The sequence below is a fragment of the Gangjinia marincola genome, from assembly GCF_039523415.1.
Classification (GTDB): domain Bacteria; phylum Bacteroidota; class Bacteroidia; order Flavobacteriales; family Flavobacteriaceae; genus Gangjinia; species Gangjinia marincola.
The window spans coordinates 181,749-198,938 of sequence record NZ_BAAAFG010000016.1; the positions used below are offsets into that span (position 1 = coordinate 181,749).

18 protein-coding genes are annotated in these 17,190 nt (G+C 37.5%); 14 read left to right on the forward strand and 4 right to left on the reverse strand.

Features of this window, described 5'->3' with window-relative positions; translation table 11 throughout:
- The first annotated feature begins 52 nt into the window (after positions 1–52).
- A complete protein-coding gene (locus ABD000_RS11745; protein WP_343767757.1) occupies positions 53–1,042 on the forward strand; it encodes a D-alanine--D-alanine ligase in 990 nt (329 codons plus the stop codon).
- Positions 1,039–1,494 (forward strand): pantetheine-phosphate adenylyltransferase, encoded by a 456-nt coding sequence (coaD, locus tag ABD000_RS11750; RefSeq protein ID WP_343767760.1) that lies wholly within the window; start codon positions 1,039–1,041, stop codon positions 1,492–1,494. Before ABD000_RS11745 ends, coaD begins: the two co-directional genes overlap by 4 nt.
- 51 nt (positions 1,495–1,545) lie before the next feature.
- Here coaD and ABD000_RS11755 read toward each other — a convergent pair whose 3' ends face one another.
- Complete coding sequence (locus ABD000_RS11755) at positions 1,546–2,505, reverse strand: T9SS type A sorting domain-containing protein (protein ID WP_343767762.1); 960 nt, start codon at positions 2,503–2,505, stop codon at positions 1,546–1,548.
- A 100-nt stretch (positions 2,506–2,605) separates the two neighbouring features.
- On the opposite strand from ABD000_RS11755, the gene ABD000_RS11760 reads away from it, so the two are divergent.
- A complete protein-coding gene (locus tag ABD000_RS11760) occupies positions 2,606–4,354 on the forward strand; it encodes a M14 family metallopeptidase (RefSeq protein WP_343767764.1) in 1,749 nt (582 codons plus the stop codon).
- On the opposite strand, the gene ABD000_RS11765 is transcribed toward ABD000_RS11760, so the two are convergent.
- Positions 4,346–4,945, reverse strand: coding sequence for an NUDIX hydrolase (locus ABD000_RS11765; RefSeq protein ID WP_343767767.1), 600 nt, complete (start codon positions 4,943–4,945; stop codon positions 4,346–4,348). The two genes, ABD000_RS11760 and ABD000_RS11765, sit on opposite strands and share 9 nt — an antisense overlap.
- An 8-nt stretch (positions 4,946–4,953) precedes the next feature.
- Here ABD000_RS11765 and pyrE point away from each other — a divergent pair, with 8 nt between their 5' ends.
- The gene (pyrE, locus tag ABD000_RS11770) at positions 4,954–5,601 is read left to right on the forward strand and encodes an orotate phosphoribosyltransferase (RefSeq protein WP_343767769.1); all 648 of its coding nucleotides are present in this window, start codon (positions 4,954–4,956) and stop codon (positions 5,599–5,601) included.
- Between the two features lie 3 nt (positions 5,602–5,604).
- Positions 5,605–5,997 carry an SRPBCC family protein gene (locus ABD000_RS11775; RefSeq protein ID WP_343767771.1) on the forward strand — a complete coding sequence of 131 codons (393 nt, stop codon included), beginning with the start codon at positions 5,605–5,607 and terminating at the stop codon, positions 5,995–5,997.
- Here ABD000_RS11775 and ABD000_RS11780 read toward each other — a convergent pair.
- On the reverse strand, positions 5,994–6,728 hold the full coding sequence (locus tag ABD000_RS11780) for a biotin--[acetyl-CoA-carboxylase] ligase (RefSeq protein WP_343767773.1): 735 nt from the start codon (positions 6,726–6,728) through the stop codon (positions 5,994–5,996). The genes ABD000_RS11775 and ABD000_RS11780 overlap by 4 nt on opposite strands.
- Before the next feature lie 85 nt (positions 6,729–6,813).
- Between ABD000_RS11780 and rsfS the strand changes: the two genes are divergently transcribed.
- The 6 genes from rsfS to ABD000_RS11810 all read left to right on the forward strand — a co-directional run bounded on the left by rsfS (position 6,814) and on the right by ABD000_RS11810 (position 11,668).
- On the forward strand, positions 6,814–7,185 hold the full coding sequence (gene rsfS / locus ABD000_RS11785) for a ribosome silencing factor (protein ID WP_343767775.1): 372 nt from the start codon (positions 6,814–6,816) through the stop codon (positions 7,183–7,185).
- Between the two features lie 14 nt (positions 7,186–7,199).
- Positions 7,200–9,236: an ATP-dependent zinc metalloprotease FtsH gene (ftsH, locus tag ABD000_RS11790; RefSeq protein ID WP_343767779.1), complete on the forward strand. Its 2,037-nt coding sequence runs from the start codon at positions 7,200–7,202 to the stop codon at positions 9,234–9,236.
- Between the two features lie 91 nt (positions 9,237–9,327).
- Entirely contained in the window at positions 9,328–9,939 is a 612-nt protein-coding gene (locus ABD000_RS11795) for an LUD domain-containing protein (protein WP_343767781.1), read from the forward strand.
- Positions 9,940–9,942: 3 nt separating this feature from the next.
- A complete protein-coding gene (locus tag ABD000_RS11800; protein WP_343767783.1) occupies positions 9,943–10,743 on the forward strand; it encodes a phosphatidate cytidylyltransferase in 801 nt (266 codons plus the stop codon).
- A gap of 2 nt (positions 10,744–10,745) precedes the next feature.
- Entirely contained in the window at positions 10,746–11,396 is a 651-nt protein-coding gene (locus ABD000_RS11805) for a phosphatidylserine decarboxylase family protein (protein WP_343767785.1), read from the forward strand.
- A gap of 2 nt (positions 11,397–11,398) precedes the next feature.
- Positions 11,399–11,668 carry an acyl-CoA-binding domain-containing protein gene (locus tag ABD000_RS11810; RefSeq protein ID WP_343767787.1) on the forward strand — a complete coding sequence of 90 codons (270 nt, stop codon included), beginning with the start codon at positions 11,399–11,401 and terminating at the stop codon, positions 11,666–11,668.
- On the opposite strand, the gene ABD000_RS11815 is transcribed toward ABD000_RS11810, so the two are convergent.
- Positions 11,661–14,294: a valine--tRNA ligase gene (locus ABD000_RS11815; RefSeq protein ID WP_343767790.1), complete on the reverse strand. Its 2,634-nt coding sequence runs from the start codon at positions 14,292–14,294 to the stop codon at positions 11,661–11,663. The two genes, ABD000_RS11810 and ABD000_RS11815, sit on opposite strands and share 8 nt — an antisense overlap.
- A 127-nt stretch (positions 14,295–14,421) precedes the next feature.
- Here ABD000_RS11815 and ABD000_RS11820 point away from each other — a divergent pair, with 127 nt between their 5' ends.
- From ABD000_RS11820 to murB, 3 genes are all read left to right on the forward strand, one after another.
- Entirely contained in the window at positions 14,422–14,826 is a 405-nt protein-coding gene (locus ABD000_RS11820) for a DUF1573 domain-containing protein (RefSeq protein WP_343767793.1), read from the forward strand.
- Between the two features lie 146 nt (positions 14,827–14,972).
- Positions 14,973–16,163, forward strand: a complete 1,191-nt coding sequence (locus tag ABD000_RS11825) for a pyridoxal phosphate-dependent aminotransferase (RefSeq protein ID WP_343767796.1) — start codon at positions 14,973–14,975, stop codon at positions 16,161–16,163.
- Positions 16,163–17,179, forward strand: coding sequence for a UDP-N-acetylmuramate dehydrogenase (gene murB, locus ABD000_RS11830; protein WP_343767799.1), 1,017 nt, complete (start codon positions 16,163–16,165; stop codon positions 17,177–17,179). Before ABD000_RS11825 ends, murB begins: the two co-directional genes overlap by 1 nt.
- Positions 17,180–17,190: the final 11 nt, after the last annotated feature.

A 17,190-nucleotide genomic window follows, 5' to 3' on the forward strand; every position in this document is an offset into this window, starting at 1 on the left:
TGGTGGCGTACCCCAAGTTTGATATTTTTGATTTGTTTACTAAACGATTTTCATGAAAAATATTGCAATTGCGATGGGTGGCTTTTCCAGTGAAGTAGAAATTTCTATTCGCAGCGGCAATTTAGTGAAAGACAATTTAGACGCTAAAAAATATAAAGGATATTGTATCCATGTCTTAGAAGAAGATTGGTTCTATTTGGACGATGATAAGAAAAGACATCCTGTAAACAAATCAGATTTTTCCCTTTCAATTGCAGGACAAAAAATTGTATTTGATGTTGTTTATAATACCATTCATGGCACTCCAGGGGAAGACGGAAAGTTGCAAGCATATTTTGAACTACTTGGGATTGTGCAAACTTCTTGTGATTTTTACCAAGCTGCACTAACATTCAATAAAAGGGATTGTATTAGCGTATTAAGAAAATACGGAATCAAAACTGCCGAAAATTTCTTTCTTAATGCAGGAGAAAACGTAAATGAGGGACAAATCCTACAGCACGTTGGTCTACCTTGTTTTGTAAAGGCCAATAGATCTGGAAGCAGTTACGGTGTTATTAAAGTAAGTCAAGCTGAACATTTGTTTAAGGCTATTGATGAGGCACTAAAATATGATGACCAACTTATCATAGAATCTTTTTTGGAAGGGACCGAAGTCTCTGTAGGATGTTTTACATATCAAGGAAAAATCATCGCATTACCTGTCACAGAGATCGTATCTGAAAATGACTTCTTTGACTATGAAGCCAAGTACTTGGGTAAATCTCAAGAGATTACTCCGGCAAGAATCACTCCAGAACAAACTAAAGCCGTGCAAGAGGCTATGACTACTATTTACCGTGTATTAAATCTCAAAGGAGTATGTCGCAGTGAGTTTATCTTTCATCAGGGAGAAGCTCATTTTATTGAGGTTAATACCAACCCCGGCTTATCACCAGAAAGTATTATACCGCAACAAGTAAAGGAATTTGGTCTTTCATTAGCTGAATTTTTCGATGAAATTATAACGCACGCCTTAACTGCATCAACTAAATCATCATGAAAAGAGCTGTTTTTCCCGGATCCTTTGATCCAATAACCCTAGGTCACTACGATATTATTGAACGCGGACTTACGCTTTTTGATGAGATTATCTTAGCCATTGGAGTAAATGCAGATAAAAATTATATGTTTTCAATGGAACAACGTATCGCCTTTTTAACGGAAACATTTAAGAATGAACCTAAAATTAAGGTAATGTCGTATCAAGGATTAACGGTAGATTTTTGCCAGCAGCAAGATGCCGAATTCATTCTAAGGGGCTTACGAAATCCCGGTGATTTTGAGTTTGAAAAAGCCATTGCACACACTAACCGTAAGTTGGCCAAGATAGAAACTGTTTTTTTATTAACCTCATCTGGCAAAAGTTATATTTCCAGTTCTATCGTGCGGGATGTGATTAGAAATGGTGGCGACTATACTGGTTTGGTTCCAGATGCAGTTAGAGTAAACTAAAAAAGCGCTACTTTAAAAGTAGCGCTTTAAATTTAATTTATTCGGTATAGCTTATTTCTTCACCACTTTACGGTTTACAACACCTTCAGTTGTAGTGAGTTTTAAAATATAAACTCCGCTAGAAAGAGAAGAAGTATTGATTGAACCGTTTTTCAATATTAGTTCAGTTTGTTTTCCAAGAACATCGTAAAAAATTGCAGATTCTACTTCAATAGAAGATGGTAAACCTACTCTTAATTCATCGCTTACTGGATTTGGATATAAGGATAACTGACTACTCAACTGATCATTAACCGAAAGAGAAACTTCACCTTCAATTGTAAATGCAGTAGAGGTAAAAGATAATCCTAAAGCACTAAAAGATGTCCACGATGTTGCTCCAGCACCAAAAAGATCATCTGGATCTATTAAATGTGCTTCAGCCCCATTACCATCGATACTTTGTCTCCAATTCCAACGATCTCCACCAGAATTTGGATCGCTAAAATCGACATTCACTCTAGGAGCCGCCACAATCCAGTAAGTCCCAGCAGGCAAAGTGAACTCATTACCTCCATTTGCTGAGGTGATGTTGATCGTAAAGAAATAATCAGTTGTATCCAGAGCAACAACATCATCATCTATGGCTAAATCTACTAATTCTAAAACTCCAGTACCTGGCTGAGTTGGATCACTGGCAGGAAAACCATTATTATCTTCATAAATATAAAGATCAAAACCGGTTATAAGAGTCTCCAAATTTAATGAGTTTTGAAAACCATAAAAGGTAATAGTTTGAATTGTACTATCGTCACCTAATTCAAAATCATCAGTACTATATACCGGCGAACCTGTAAGGTTATAGAAATCAGAAACGATACCACTTGTTCCGTCTGGTTGTTGGTCAAATAATACTGCCGCTTTTGGGTTTGTATTAATTACAGAGAATTCTTTGTCTGATACAGACGAAAGTTCTTGAGCAAAAACCGCTACACTAAACAATGCAGCAGCAAGAAAAGTAATTTTTTTCATGTTATATTTTTATAATTCAGCACAATAATAATACATCGCATTAAAATAATCACCCCTTGTGTTATATTTACGGGGATAAAATTTAAAATTTAACATCATTTTGAAGAGAATAATAATTCTGTCGATCATTATATTTCATACATCCTGTCAAAACACAAAGAATTCTATCACATATGACTTCACCACGCGTTTCGAAAAGTCTAGCGGGAAAGAAACTGCCACCTACCAGGAAACCATCCAATTTTACACTGATCTGGCAGATGCCTATGTTTCAGTTTCGACCTACACCATAGGTAAAACCGATAGCGGCGAACCCCTCCATTTAGTTACCTTTAATCCAAATCGAACCCTGGAATCAGAATTTGGTAAAGATCGCGATAAACGCATTATTCTAGTCAACAATGGCATTCATCCCGGGGAAAGTGACGGTATAGATGCTTCTATGATGTTGATGCGGGATTTAGCTCAAGAAAAGCTACCGACTCCACAAAATAGCATCATTGCAGTTATACCAATCTATAATATCGGGGGTGCATTAAATCGAAATTCTACTACTCGTACCAATCAAAACGGTCCCGTTTCTTACGGATTTAGAGGTAATGCCCGTAATTATGACCTTAATCGAGATTTTATAAAAGCTGACACCAAAAATGCGCAAAGTTTCGCCAAGGTTTTTCATTACGTAAAGCCAGATATATTTATTGACAATCACGTGAGCAACGGTGCAGACTATCAATATGTGCTCACCCATCTATTTACCCAACATAATAAATTAGGGGGTGAATTAGGCAATTACCTGCACACCCAACTCATGCCGCAATTAGAGCAATCGCTAGAAGCGAAAGATTGGCCCATCACACCGTACGTCAATGTGTTTAATACCACACCAGAGCGTGGATTTACTCAGTTTATGGATCACCCCAGGTACTCTACAGGATATACCACATTGTGGAACACCTTAGGCATGATGGTAGAGACACACATGCTAAAACCGTATAAAGATCGGGTTGATGGCACCTACGAACTCATGAAAAGCATGATTGAGATTGTAGAAAAAGATCACGATACAATTAAGAAACTGCGTGATGATGCAGATACCTTTTACCGTCAAGCGGAAACATATCCACTGGATTTTAAAGCAGACACCACCCAAAATAGCACACTACACTTTAAAGGGTACGAAGCCGAAAAAATAACAAGCCCAGTAACCGGAAGAGATCGTCTTAAATACGATCGCAGCAGACCTTTTGAAAAAGAAGTTTTATACGCCAATACGTTTACAGCTGAAGATGATGTAGCTATCCCAAAAGCATACCTTGTTCCAAAAAGTTGGTTTAGAGTGGTGGATCGACTCCAACAAAACAAGATCAAGATGTCCTTAATAGAAAAAGATTCTACTATTACTGTTGAAGAATACCGCATCGCAGAGTATAAAACGCGTACTACGGCATATGAAGGTCATTACAATCATTACAATACTGCGATAACCTCAACCCAAGAAGCTAAATCTATCACAGCAGGGCAATACTATTACATTGCAACAGATCAACCCGGTATCAGGTATTTATTAGAAACGTTAGAACCGACTGCTGTTGATTCCTTTTTTAACTGGAATTTCTTCGATACCATTCTACAGCAAAAGGAAGGCTTCTCGCCCTATGTGTTTGAAGATATCGCAGCAGACTTTTTAGCAAAAAATCCATCTGTCAAAAAAGAGTTTGATGATAAAAAACGAAGAGAATCAGACTTTGCAAATAACTGGTACGCACAGTTAGATTGGATACACAAAAAGAGTCCGCATTATGAAGCTGCGCATTTGACTTATCCTGTGCTTAGAGTGCTACGCTAAATACTTTTCTGGAAAAACCATCTTGATATTTTCGTAGGAATTGGCAAGTGCTTTTCGGCTTTTTTTCAAATTTTTCCATTTTACTTTTTGGATGCCTTCGCTTTCTTCAGGAATTAACTCACCTTCATACGTGGTAGACATTTGAAACCAATGGGTCTCTTTCAGCTTAAATTTGTTATTCCGCTTAAAAATATGGTAGGTAATCGTTATGAATTTTTCAATTTCAAGAGATTCAACTCCGGTTTCTTCTTCTACTTCGCGAATAGCAGCCGCTTCAATGGATTCTTTTTTCTCGATCTTCCCCTTTGGGATATCCCAACGCTTATTGCGATAGATAAAGAGAACATCTCTGTTTTGATTAAATACCAACCCGCCGGCAGCAGGCACAACAGGAAGTTTCTTTTTTAAATGCTTGAGTAATTTTTCTTCCTTGGGATGATATAGATGCAAATGAGTAATCGCCCCTTTGCTAATTTGTTTTATTAGCTTTTTTAGATTTGCTCTTTTAATAGGCACTGATAGGTAATGTTCGCCAATTTCTCTTTTTGTTGAAAGAATTATGGGAACATCATTCACAAAAACTTTATACATTTGCGACCATGGTATTAAATAATGAAACTGCCCGTAAAACAGCAGAGCTATTGCTGCAAATTAACGCAATAAAATTGAATGTACAAGAGCCTTTTACATGGGCCAGTGGCTGGAAATCGCCTATTTATTGTGACAACCGCGTTATTTTATCCTACCCCGCGATTCGTAATTATATGAGAGAACACCTCGCTAAAGCGGTTGAAGACCTCTACGGAAAACCCGATGTGATTGCCGGCGTCGCTACAGGGGCAATTGGTATAGGAATGTTAGTAGCAGACTATTTAAATCTTCCTTTTATTTACGTGAGACCCGAAGCCAAAAAACACGGCCGACAAAACCAAATTGAAGGACATTTAGAATCTGGTCAACAGGTAGTTGTTATTGAGGATTTGATTAGTACGGGTAAGAGCAGTTTAAATGCAGTAACTGCGCTAAAGGAAGCTCAGGTCAATGTGAAAGGGATGCTTGCCATTTTCTCCTATGGATTTGATACCGCAACTACTAATTTTGAGGATGCTGGCGTTGATTTAAAAACATTGAGCAATTATGAGCACTTGATTAAAGAGGCTCAATCCAGCAATTATGTATCTACCGCTCACACAGAAACTTTAAAAAATTGGCGTAAAAACCCATCTACGTGGGAGCCAAACAAATAACCTATGACCCTACAAACAGAATATAAAACAGCACACAAGTCTAAAGCAGAATTGTTTACTTTTTTAACACAAGTTGAAAATTACAAGCAGATCATGCCAGAAAGTATGGAGCAATTTGAAACCCTATCAAAAGAGAGTTTTCTCTTTCAACTAAAAGGAATGCCACAACTTAAACTTGAGATCAAAGAAACTCATCCAGATGATAAGATTGTATTGGGTGCGCTTAGTGATAAGCTGCCGTTTACATTGACCTTAGACCTCAATGAAAAGGCACAAGGTCAAACGGATGCTCAACTTACTTTTGAAGGTCAATTTAATGCCATGATGAGCATGATGATCAAAAAGCCTATCACCAATTTTATTGAAACGCTGGCAGAAAATATCAGCAAGCTCTAATAAAGCAGCTTAATTTCTTTTACATCATACGTATTAAGGTGATCATCTTCTTCTAAAAGTATGATCTTCCCATTTTTGGCAACCTGCTGTATAATACCTATAAATGTGCTTCCATCTGGACGTTGAAATGTAGAGGCTTTATCTTTTCTAAATAGATATTGGTGATAGTCAATAATGAGATTTTTAATATTGCCCTGTGATACCTTCTCAAAATTGTTCTCTAGCTGTATCAATAGCTTTTGCAATAGTTCATCCAGGTCAAAGGATTGTCCTGTCAATTGACGGAGTGAAGTAGCATTAGGCAATTCGTTAAATGAGGTCTGATTCACGTTAAGACCTACACCTATGATTGAGGCAGCTACTCTGCCATTTTTGAGTGTGTTTTCAATTAAAATTCCTGCAATTTTTTTCCTTTCTGCCAATATGTCGTTAGGCCATTTTACCATCACGTCTGGTATTTTTAAGCCGTCCAATACTTGCTTAATGGATACCGCGGTGGCAATACTAATGATGTATTGGTGATGCGATTTTAGATTCCAATCGCTGTAAAGCACACTAAACAAAAGGTTTTGGTCTTTTTCACTCTTCCAATGATTCCCGGCTTGTCCCCTGCCCTCTAGTTGATAACCTGCTTGAATGCATAGTTTGTTGACACCATTATTACTTCTTAAATAGTCTTTTAAAAAGGTATTTGTAGAATCGGTGGCATCAACTTTGATTAGTTGTATCATAAGCAAATTAGGGGCGTATAATGTTATGTTAAGTCTCTTAAAAAAAGTATAAAAAGTAATAACTTTGCGAAAAGATAAATATTGAATGACGGAAAAGCAAATTAACGCAGATCAACTCATTGCTACGATCATTTCTGGAATTGAAGAAGTAAAGGGAAATGACATCCAAATCCTAGACCTAAGAGACATTGATAATACCGTATGTAATTATTTTATATTAGCCACGGGAACCTCGAATACTCAAGTCAATGCAATTGTAAATTCCATTCAAAAAACAGTCAGTAAAACGCTAAAAGATAAGCCTTGGCATGTTGAGGGGGCAGAAAATGCAGAATGGGTGCTTATGGACTATGTAAACGTTGTCGTGCATGTGTTTCAAAAACACATTAGAGAATATTATGACATTGAAAGTTTGTGGGGAGATGCTAAAACGACTGTAATAGAAACCAGTTATTAACGGGTAATAAGATAATGGCGAAAGAACAAAAAAATAAAAAACCAGATTTAAAACGACCTAAATTCAATTCGTATTGGATTTACGGGATTTTAATTGCTGTATTCATAGGAATCAACATTTTTGGAGGAAGCGGTTTAAGCGATCCTGCAAAAACAAGTCCGGCTCAATTTGAAAACTTTTTACGAGAAGGAGATGTAAAAAAAGTGGTTATCGTTAACAAACGACAGGCCAATGTTTTTCTTACAGATGAGGCTCAAAATCAAGAGCAACACAAAAAGGCGAAACAAAATCAATTATTTCCATCGTCCGGATCACCTGATTATACCTTTGAGTTTGGAGATCTTCAAAACTTTGAGAACAGTCTTCAGGAAATCAAGACAGAAAATGACTTAGACACTGTTGTCCTCTACGATACTAAAACGAACTTTTGGGGTGAGATGTTGGTTGGACTGCTTCCGATCATCGTTATTATCGCCATTTGGATATTCATCATGCGTAGAATGAGTGCAGGAGGTGCCGGTGGAGCAGGCGGACAAATTTTCAACATTGGTAAATCCAAGGCAAAACTTTTTGATGAAAATGCCAAGGTAAAAACGTCATTTAAAGATGTGGCAGGGCTTGAAGGTGCTAAAGAAGAAGTACAAGAGATTGTAGATTTTCTTAAAAATCCTGAAAAATACACTTCGCTTGGTGGTAAAATTCCAAAAGGAGCATTATTAGTGGGGCCTCCGGGAACAGGTAAAACCTTGCTAGCTAAAGCCGTTGCAGGTGAAGCTAAAGTACCGTTCTTTTCGTTATCGGGTTCTGATTTTGTAGAGATGTTTGTAGGTGTAGGTGCATCCCGAGTTCGTGATCTATTTAAGCAAGCCAAAGAAAAATCACCTTCGATCATTTTTATTGATGAGATTGATGCTGTTGGTAGAGCACGTGGTAAAAGTAATTTTTCGGGTTCCAATGATGAACGCGAAAATACCTTAAATCAACTGCTAACAGAAATGGATGGTTTTGGGTCAGACACAAACGTAATTGTGGTGGCTGCTACAAACCGTGCAGATGTGCTGGATAAGGCCTTAATGAGAGCGGGACGTTTTGATCGTCAAATCTATGTGGATTTACCAGACTTAAGAGAGCGAAAAGAAATTTTTGAGGTTCACTTAAAGCCAATAAAAGTCGCTAAAGACGAAATTGACACTTCATTCTTGGCAAAACAAACTCCCGGATTCTCTGGAGCAGATATTGCTAATGTATGTAATGAAGCTGCACTTATTGCTGCCCGTAAAGGAAATAAAGCAGTTGGTAAACAAGATTTCTTAGATGCAGTAGATCGTATCGTAGGTGGACTAGAAAAGAAAAATAAGATCATCACACCAGATGAAAAGAAGACCATTGCCTATCACGAAGCTGGACATGCCACAGTAAGCTGGTTATTAGAGCATGCTGCACCACTGGTTAAGGTGACGATAGTTCCCCGTGGTCAATCCCTTGGAGCTGCATGGTATCTGCCTGAGGAGCGCTTAATCGTTCGACCTGAGCAAATGTACGATGAGATGTGTGCAACCCTGGGAGGTAGAGCTGCCGAAAAAGTAATGTTTAATAAAATTTCAACGGGTGCATTAAGCGACCTTGAGAAGATTACTAAACAGGCAAGAGCTATGGTAACGATCTACGGCTTAAATGAAAAATTAGGAAACCTCACCTATTATGACAGTAGTGGTCAAAGTGAGTATAATTTTCAAAAGCCTTACAGTGAGAAGACTTCTGAATTGATTGATGAAGAAATATCTAACCTCATTGAGAATCAATACAAAAGAGCTATCTCTATTTTAGAAGATAATAAAGATAAACTTATTGAACTGGCAGAAATGCTTCTTGAGCGCGAAGTAATTTTTAAAGACGATCTTCAAAAAATCTTCGGTAAGCGCCCATTTGAAAAACCTGAACATCAAAATGGGGAGGTAGTGAAAAATGGTAAAGAAGTCACTGTAATTGATACAGAAACTAAGGAGGATACAAATGTAGACACTAAAGAAGCTACAGATACTCCCAAATAACTTATCGACATAAACTTTTCATAACTAATCCTTATTTAGCCAAAGGTTATATAAGGATTTTTTATTTTTGATCATTACTGTAGTATTGAAAATGGATTTCTTCAAAAAACTATTTCACATAAAGACATCTGAAGAAGAATCTTCGGTTGAATCACCTCAAGAGGCTGAAGAACCTATTACTATTGATCAAAATACTCCTATTGATGAGCGCTTTATGCTCAACTTTAAAAACAATGGAGGAAAGTTTATTTATTGTGCTTCTATCGAAGATGTATTCAACGCATTTGAAAATATTTTACTGGAAAATGGTTGGGAGCAACAGGATGTATTTTCTTACGAAAAGCGTCTCATGGAAAAATTTGAAAATTTTGACATTAATTTCAATCAAAATATAAGTGCTGCTTTCTTCTTATCTACCTGCGAGTTTTTAATTGCAGATACGGGAGCTTTACTTTTATCCTCACGTCAAATGAAAGGAAGAAAGCTAAATGAACTACCCGCTAATCTGGTAATCTATGCTTCTACAAGTCAAATTGTAAAAAACATAGATGAGGGCATGAGTGGTATTACAGCAAGAAATAAGCAACACATTCCTTCTAACATAACTACTATTAAAAATTTTGATACTTCAAAAGATCAGGATTTTATGTCTTATGGGAGTGCACACAAGGATGTTTACCTACTCCTGTTAGAAGACTTATAATATATGAATGAAGCTATTACCAGAGGTGTTTCAGGGCTTTTATATATTGCCATTCTAATAGGTGCAATTTTTATTTCTAAAGAGGTCTTTGCCGTAGTAATTGTACTCTTTGGAGTATTGTGCATCCATGAATTTCAACCCCTTATAAAATTTAAAAATTTCAGTCCGTATATCGCTTTAATTATTTTTGTTATCGTTTTTGGATATTTAATACCTCATCAACAAACCGTGATAGGTGCTTTTAGCGGATTTGTGATTTTTGTAAATATTGCACTCTTTATCGAATTGGTAGAAAAAGAACGTATCAGAAAAGATCGTCTGGTAAAAAAATATGCCTTTAGTATACTTTACTTAGCGGGTTCAATCACATTCTTGACCCTTATTCCTGTTATTTCTGAAGCCTATCTTCCTTACTCCATTTTAGGAATTTTCATTCTAATTTGGACTAATGACACCTTTGCCTATGTAGTTGGAAAAAATTTTGGACGCCGAAAATTATTCGAACGTATTTCACCTAAAAAAACGGTGGAAGGCTTTGTAGGTGGTGTAGCGTTTAGTATTTTGGCCGGTCTGCTCTTATTTTATTTTACCCAATTATTTAATGCGTTTATTTGGATAGGACTTGCCATGGTAGTAAGCATTTTTGGTACTCTAGGTGATCTCATTCAATCACGTTTTAAACGACAGGCAAATGTAAAAGACAGCGGAACACTAATGCCGGGTCACGGTGGAATGTTCGATCGACTGGATAGCATCATCTATGCCAGTCCTTTTATTTATCTTTACCTTAAAATTGTACTTTAATTATGTTTCATAAAGAAGGATATACCATCATCATTGTCACATTTATCATCGCAGCAATTTCAGCCGTTTTGGTGAATACCTTTGTGACCATTCCCTGGTTGCGCATTGCTCTGATTTCTGCAGTATTCATGTTTTTAATTCTTATTCTTCAATTTTTTAGAAATCCAAAACGAGTCACTGTACTGGATGAGGGATCTGTCGTTTCGCCTGTAGATGGAAAAGTAGTGGTGATAGAAGAAGTACAAGAGAAAGAGTTTTTTAACGATAAGCGGCTTCAAGTTTCAATTTTTATGTCTCCGCTCAATGTTCACGTCACCCGCCATCCTATCGGAGGACGAGTGAAATTGAGTAAATATCACCCCGGGAAATATTTGGTGGCGTGGCACCCTAAGGCAAGTGAGGAAAATGAACGCACTACTGTAGTTGTTGAAAATAACAATGTAGGACCCATCCTGTATCGTCAAATCGCAGGAGCTTTGGCTAAACGAATCGTAAATTATGCGAAAGAAAATGAACAGGTCATACAGGGCAGCGATAGCGGTTTTATCAAATTTGGATCCCGTGTGGATGTTTTTTTACCCGTCGGCACAAAGTTAGATGTTGAACTAAACCAAAAAGTACGCGGGGGAGAAACAATTATTGCAAGAATTTGAGTATGAAAGGCGCAGAATTAAATACCGCATTTAAGGCTGCCGTAGAAAAAGTCAATCATCATGACCAACCTTTTCCTGCTGATTTTCTACTCAAACTCTACGCTCACTATAAAATAGCTACAAAAAGTAATACCTATCCCGGTGGATCCAATCCATTAATAAATGCGTTTAAGGCGAATGCTCTTTTTCAGCTTCAAAACACGACCGTCTCCAAAGCGAAAAAGGGATATATAACCCTAGTTGAGAATTACTTCGATATATCGCTTACGTAAGGGACGCTAGACTTTTTTCAATTGCTTCAATTTTAGCCTCGGCATCTGCCTTTTTCTTTTCTTCAACCGCGATAACCTTTTCTGGAGCGTTGTTCACAAAGCGCTCATTCGATAACTTTTTATTGACAGATTGTAAAAATCCTTGGGTATAAGAAAGCTCTTCATTGAGTTTAGCAATTTCTGCCTCCACGTCAATAGTTCCCTCAACCGGAATGAAATATTCGGTTGATTTAACCCTAAAGGATAACGCACCATCAACGGCAGAATCGGTATGGTAAATGGCTGAAATTCCGCCCAATTTACGAATCACCTCATCATGAGAGGCTGTATTTTTGTCTGTATTAAGCACATGTAGTTCAATCGAATCTTTGTACGAAATGTTCTTCTCTTTTCTAATTGAACGTATCGCAGTAATAACCTGTACCGCTTGATCAAAAGATTCGAGTAATGTAGTATCGTATGTTTTTGTCATCTGTGGCCATGCCGAAACAATTAGCGCCTCTTCTTTCTTTCTATCACTGATGCTGTGCCATAGTTCTTCTGTTAAAAAAGGCATGAAGGGATTAAGGATCGTTAGATTTTTTTCTAGCATACTAACGGCAACTTGCTTTGTTTTTGAATCAATTTTTTCCCCGTAAGGTGGCTTTATAATCTCTAACAACCAGCTACAAAAGTCATCCCATACTAAGCGATACGTAGCCATTAAGGCATCGCTGATTCGATATTTGGAAAAATGATCCTCAATTTCAAGTAGTGTTTTTTGAAATTTAGCTTCATACCAGGCTAGACCTGTTTTCGCATAGGTTGGCTGATCGGTTGTATGATCCACTTCCCATCCACTGATTAATCGGTAGGCATTCCAAATTTTATTGCTAAAGTTCTTTCCTTGCTGGCATAGTGCTTCGTCAAACATCAAATCATTCCCTGCCGCGCTACTCAATAAAAGCCCTACCCTAACCCCATCTGCGCTAAATTCATCAATTAGTTTAATCGCATCTGGAGAATTACCTAAAGATTTAGACATCTTTCTACGTTGCTTATCACGCACTAAACCAGTGAGATACACATTTTCAAAAGGTCGTTTACCGGTATACTCATAGCCCGCAATGATCATACGTGCCACCCAAAAGAATAAAATATCCGGACCTGTAACTAAGTCATTTGTGGGATAATAATAGTTAAATTCTTCATTTTCTGGATCGCGAATCCCATCAAAAACACTCATTGGCCAGAGCCAGCTAGAAAACCAGGTGTCCAAAACATCAGTTTCTTGGATTAATTCTTGAGGGATAATCTTTTTTCCAGACTTTTTTGAAGCCAAAGATGCAGCTTCTTTTGCAGTTGCGGCAACCACAAAGTCATCTTTACCTGAGCCGTAATAATAGGCAGGAATTTGTTGACCCCACACCAATTGCCTGGAGATATTCCAGTCCCTGATATTTTCCATCCAGTGACGGTAGGTGCTTTCAAATTTCTTTGGAAATAGTTTTACTTCCTCATTTTTAAGTACAGCATCGATGGCGGGCTGTGCCAAATCTTCCATTTTTAAAAACCACTGGTCGCTAAGACGAGGTTCTATCACCGCTTTGGTTCGTTCAGAAGTTCCTACCTTATTGGAGTAAGCTTCGGTCTTTAACAAACTATTCTTTTGCGCTAACTCTTCAACAATCTCTTTTCTTACAACAAAACGATCTTTACCTTCATAGTGGAGTCCTTCCGCGTTAAGCGAAGCATTATCATTAAATATGTCAATAACATCCAGCTTGTGTTTATCACCAAGAATTTTATCATTTTCATCGTGCGCAGGGGTAACTTTTAAACAACCTGTACCAAACTCCATATCCACATACTCATCAAAAATAATAGGCACTTCTCGTTCAACGATAGGTACAACAGCCTTTTTACCTTTTAAATATTTAAATCGCTCATCATTAGGATTAATACAGATCGCGGTATCCCCAAAAATAGTTTCGGGTCTGGTGGTGGCGATAGTTAGCGCTTCTTCACTATCGACTATGGCGTAGGTGAGATAATATAAATTACCTTGACGTTCCTCATAATTTACCTCTTCATCAGACAAGGTGGTTTTAGCTTCAGGATCCCAATTCACCATGCGGTAGCCCCTATATATTAAACCTTTATCGTACAAATCAATAAAAGACTTGATTACCGCCTGTGACATATCCTCATCCATTGTGAACTTAGTGCGTTCCCAATCGCAAGAGGCTCCTAAACGCTTAAGTTGCTCTAGTATGACTCCGCCATATTTTTCTTTCCATTCCCAGGCGTGTGCTAAAAACTCTTCCCTACTTAAGGAATTTTTATCTATTCCTTCTTCTTTAAGTTTAGCAACAACCTTGGCTTCTGTCGCAATAGAGGCATGATCAGTGCCAGGCACCCAGCATGCATTAAATCCTTTAAGCCTGGCACGTCTAATCAATACATCTTGAATGGTATTATTTAGCATGTGCCCCATGTGTAACACACCAGTAACATTAGGTGGCGGAATTACGATCGTGTAGGGAGTACGTTCATCTGGAACAGAATGGAAATAGTCATTTTTCATCCAGTAGTCATACCACTTTTTTTCTACTTGTTTTGCGTTATATAAAGGCGCTGATGCCATATTTTGGTCTGATTTTTGAAATAGTAGGTAAAAATACGAGGATTTTAAAAGATAGCCTTCTGTTAATATTATTTTTTGCACAGGCAAATAATACAGACTACTTTTATCTTTCTTTAAATCATAAATTATGAAAAAATTTAGCCTATTGATTATTGTTGCCTTTACAAGTGTAACTATGATCGCTCAAAAACAAGCTAAGATCAAATTTAAAACTAAAACTGTTGATTATGGTGAGATTGAATATGACAGTAATGGGGTTAGGAGTTTTGAATTTACAAACACTGGAAATGCACCGTTAGTGATAACGCGGGTCAATTCATCTTGCGGTTGTACAATCCCTAAAAAACCTGAAAAGCCAATTCAACCCGGAGAAACCGGAGTTATTGAAGTTAAATATGACACTAAACGACCCGGACCTATTCGTAAAACAATTACCGTAGAATCGAATGCAGAACAGAGTACTGTTGCACTAAAAATTAAAGGGTTGGTAAAAGCTAAGGATACTAAAAGTGTATTAGAAAAGACTAATTAAGTCTATTACCTAGGAAGCAAATTGTTTATAACTATAGCAAAAGGCTGATTCATTAGAATTGGCCTTTTGCTTTTTTAGCTGTTTTCTGCGGAAAAGAGCGCGATATTTCGGACTTTTACAGTCTTATTGACCATAACAAAATCGCTATGCCAGCTATTTCTGAAAAAGGAATTGCGATGCCAGAATCGCCCATTAGAAAACTCGTTCCCTACGCCGAAAAAGCGTACGCCGCAAAAAAAACAGTATATCATCTAAATATTGGTCAGCCCGATATCAAAACACCGCACGCTGCGATGGAAGCTGTGACAATGCACTCATTGGATGTGCTTGCATATACTCGTTCTGATGGATCTGAAGGTTATCGAAACAAAATTGCGTCCTATTATCAAAAGAATACTATTGAGGTCACTTCAAAAGACATTATTGTAACTACAGGAGGTAGTGAGGCCTTACTATTTGCTATGGGTTGTATAGCGGATCAAGGCGATGAAATCATTATCCCAGAGCCTTTTTATGCCAATTACAATGGTTTTGCAACAGCATCTGGCGTAACCGTAGTACCGGTTCAATCTAAAATTGAAAACAATTTTGCGCTCCCGCCCATATCAGAATTTGAGCAGCTCATTACCCCCAAAACAAAAGCTATTCTTATCTGTAATCCAGGTAATCCCACAGGATATTTATATACAAAGGATGAAATCAATCAACTGGCGGATTTAGTAAAAAAACACGATCTTTTTATCGTTGCTGATGAAGTTTACAGAGAGTTTGTTTATGATGGTCATCAACATTATTCTATTATGGCTAAAAACGGACTGGATCAACATGCCATTATGATTGATTCTGTCTCAAAAAGATATAGCATGTGTGGTGCAAGAATTGGCTGCCTTGTCTCAAAGAATAAAGAAGTTATGGCGACGGCAATGAAATTTGCCCAAGCCAGATTGAGTCCGCCAACATTTGCTCAAATCGCCGCTGAAGCTGCATTACTTACACCAGATTCATATTTTACTGAAGTAAATCAAGAGTATGTCTCACGAAGAAATACCTTAATCAAAGGTCTAAAATCTATCAAAGGTGTGAGGGTAGGAATACCAAATGGCGCATTTTATTGTGTCGCAGAGTTACCTGTTGACAACGCTGAAGAGTTTGCCAAATGGTTACTTGAAAGTTATGATTATAAGAATGAAACAATAATGGTTGCCCCAGCCCAGGGGTTCTACTCTACACCCAATACCGGATTAAATCAAATTAGAATCGCTTATGTTCTCAATGAAGATAGTTTGCGTAAATCTGTCGAGATTTTAAGACACGCATTAGAAGAATACAACAAATAATGCAAAAAGAATTCAATCGATCACTTAAAGAATTCAATACGTTCGGTATTGATGTTAAGGCCAAAGAATATATTTCGGTTTCTACAGCTGATCAACTCATAAAAGTTCTTGATACCCATCGTCCAGAAGAAATATTCTTACTAGGAGGCGGAAGTAATATGCTTCTAACAAATGACGTATACAAGACGGTAGTTCATCTTAATCTAAAAGGCAAAAAAGTTGTAGAACGAAATGATAATAAAGTTATTATAGAATGCCTAGCAGGAGAAAACTGGCACGAGTTTGTATTATGGTCTATTGATCACGATTACGGCGGGCTAGAAAATTTATCGCTCATACCGGGAAATGTTGGCACCTCCCCTATCCAAAATATAGGTGCATATGGGGTTGAGCTTAAGGATGTATTTCATGCGTGTGAAGCTGTAGAAATAGCTTCGGGTGAGATTAGAAAGTTTAGTAAGGAAGAATGTGAGTTTGATTATCGCCATTCTATTTTTAAAAGTGATTTAAAAGGAAAGTTTATTATCACTAAGGTATTCTTCCGCTTGACGGAAAAAAACCACGTTCTCAATACGTCATATGGAGTTATTGAAGATACTCTAACTAAAAAGGGAGTTGTGAATCCTACCATTAAAGATGTATCCAATGCTGTGATACAAATAAGACAATCTAAACTTCCAGATCCTAAACATTTAGGAAATAGCGGAAGCTTTTTTAAAAATCCTGTTATCCCAAAAGAAACCTTTGAACAACTAAAGAAAAAACACCCGCAAATGCCCATGTACGCAGTTTCTAAAACCATGGTTAAAGTTCCCGCAGGATGGCTTGTTGATCAATGCGGATTAAAGGGATTTAGAGATGGAGAAGCAGGGGTTCATAAACATCAAGCCCTGGTCTTGGTAAATTACGGAAATGCCACGGGAGAAGATGTTTTATCGTTAGCTAAAATGGTTCAGCAAACGGTAATGGATAAATTTGAAATATCCTTAGAGGCCGAGGTTAACATTATTGCATAAAAAAAGCCTCA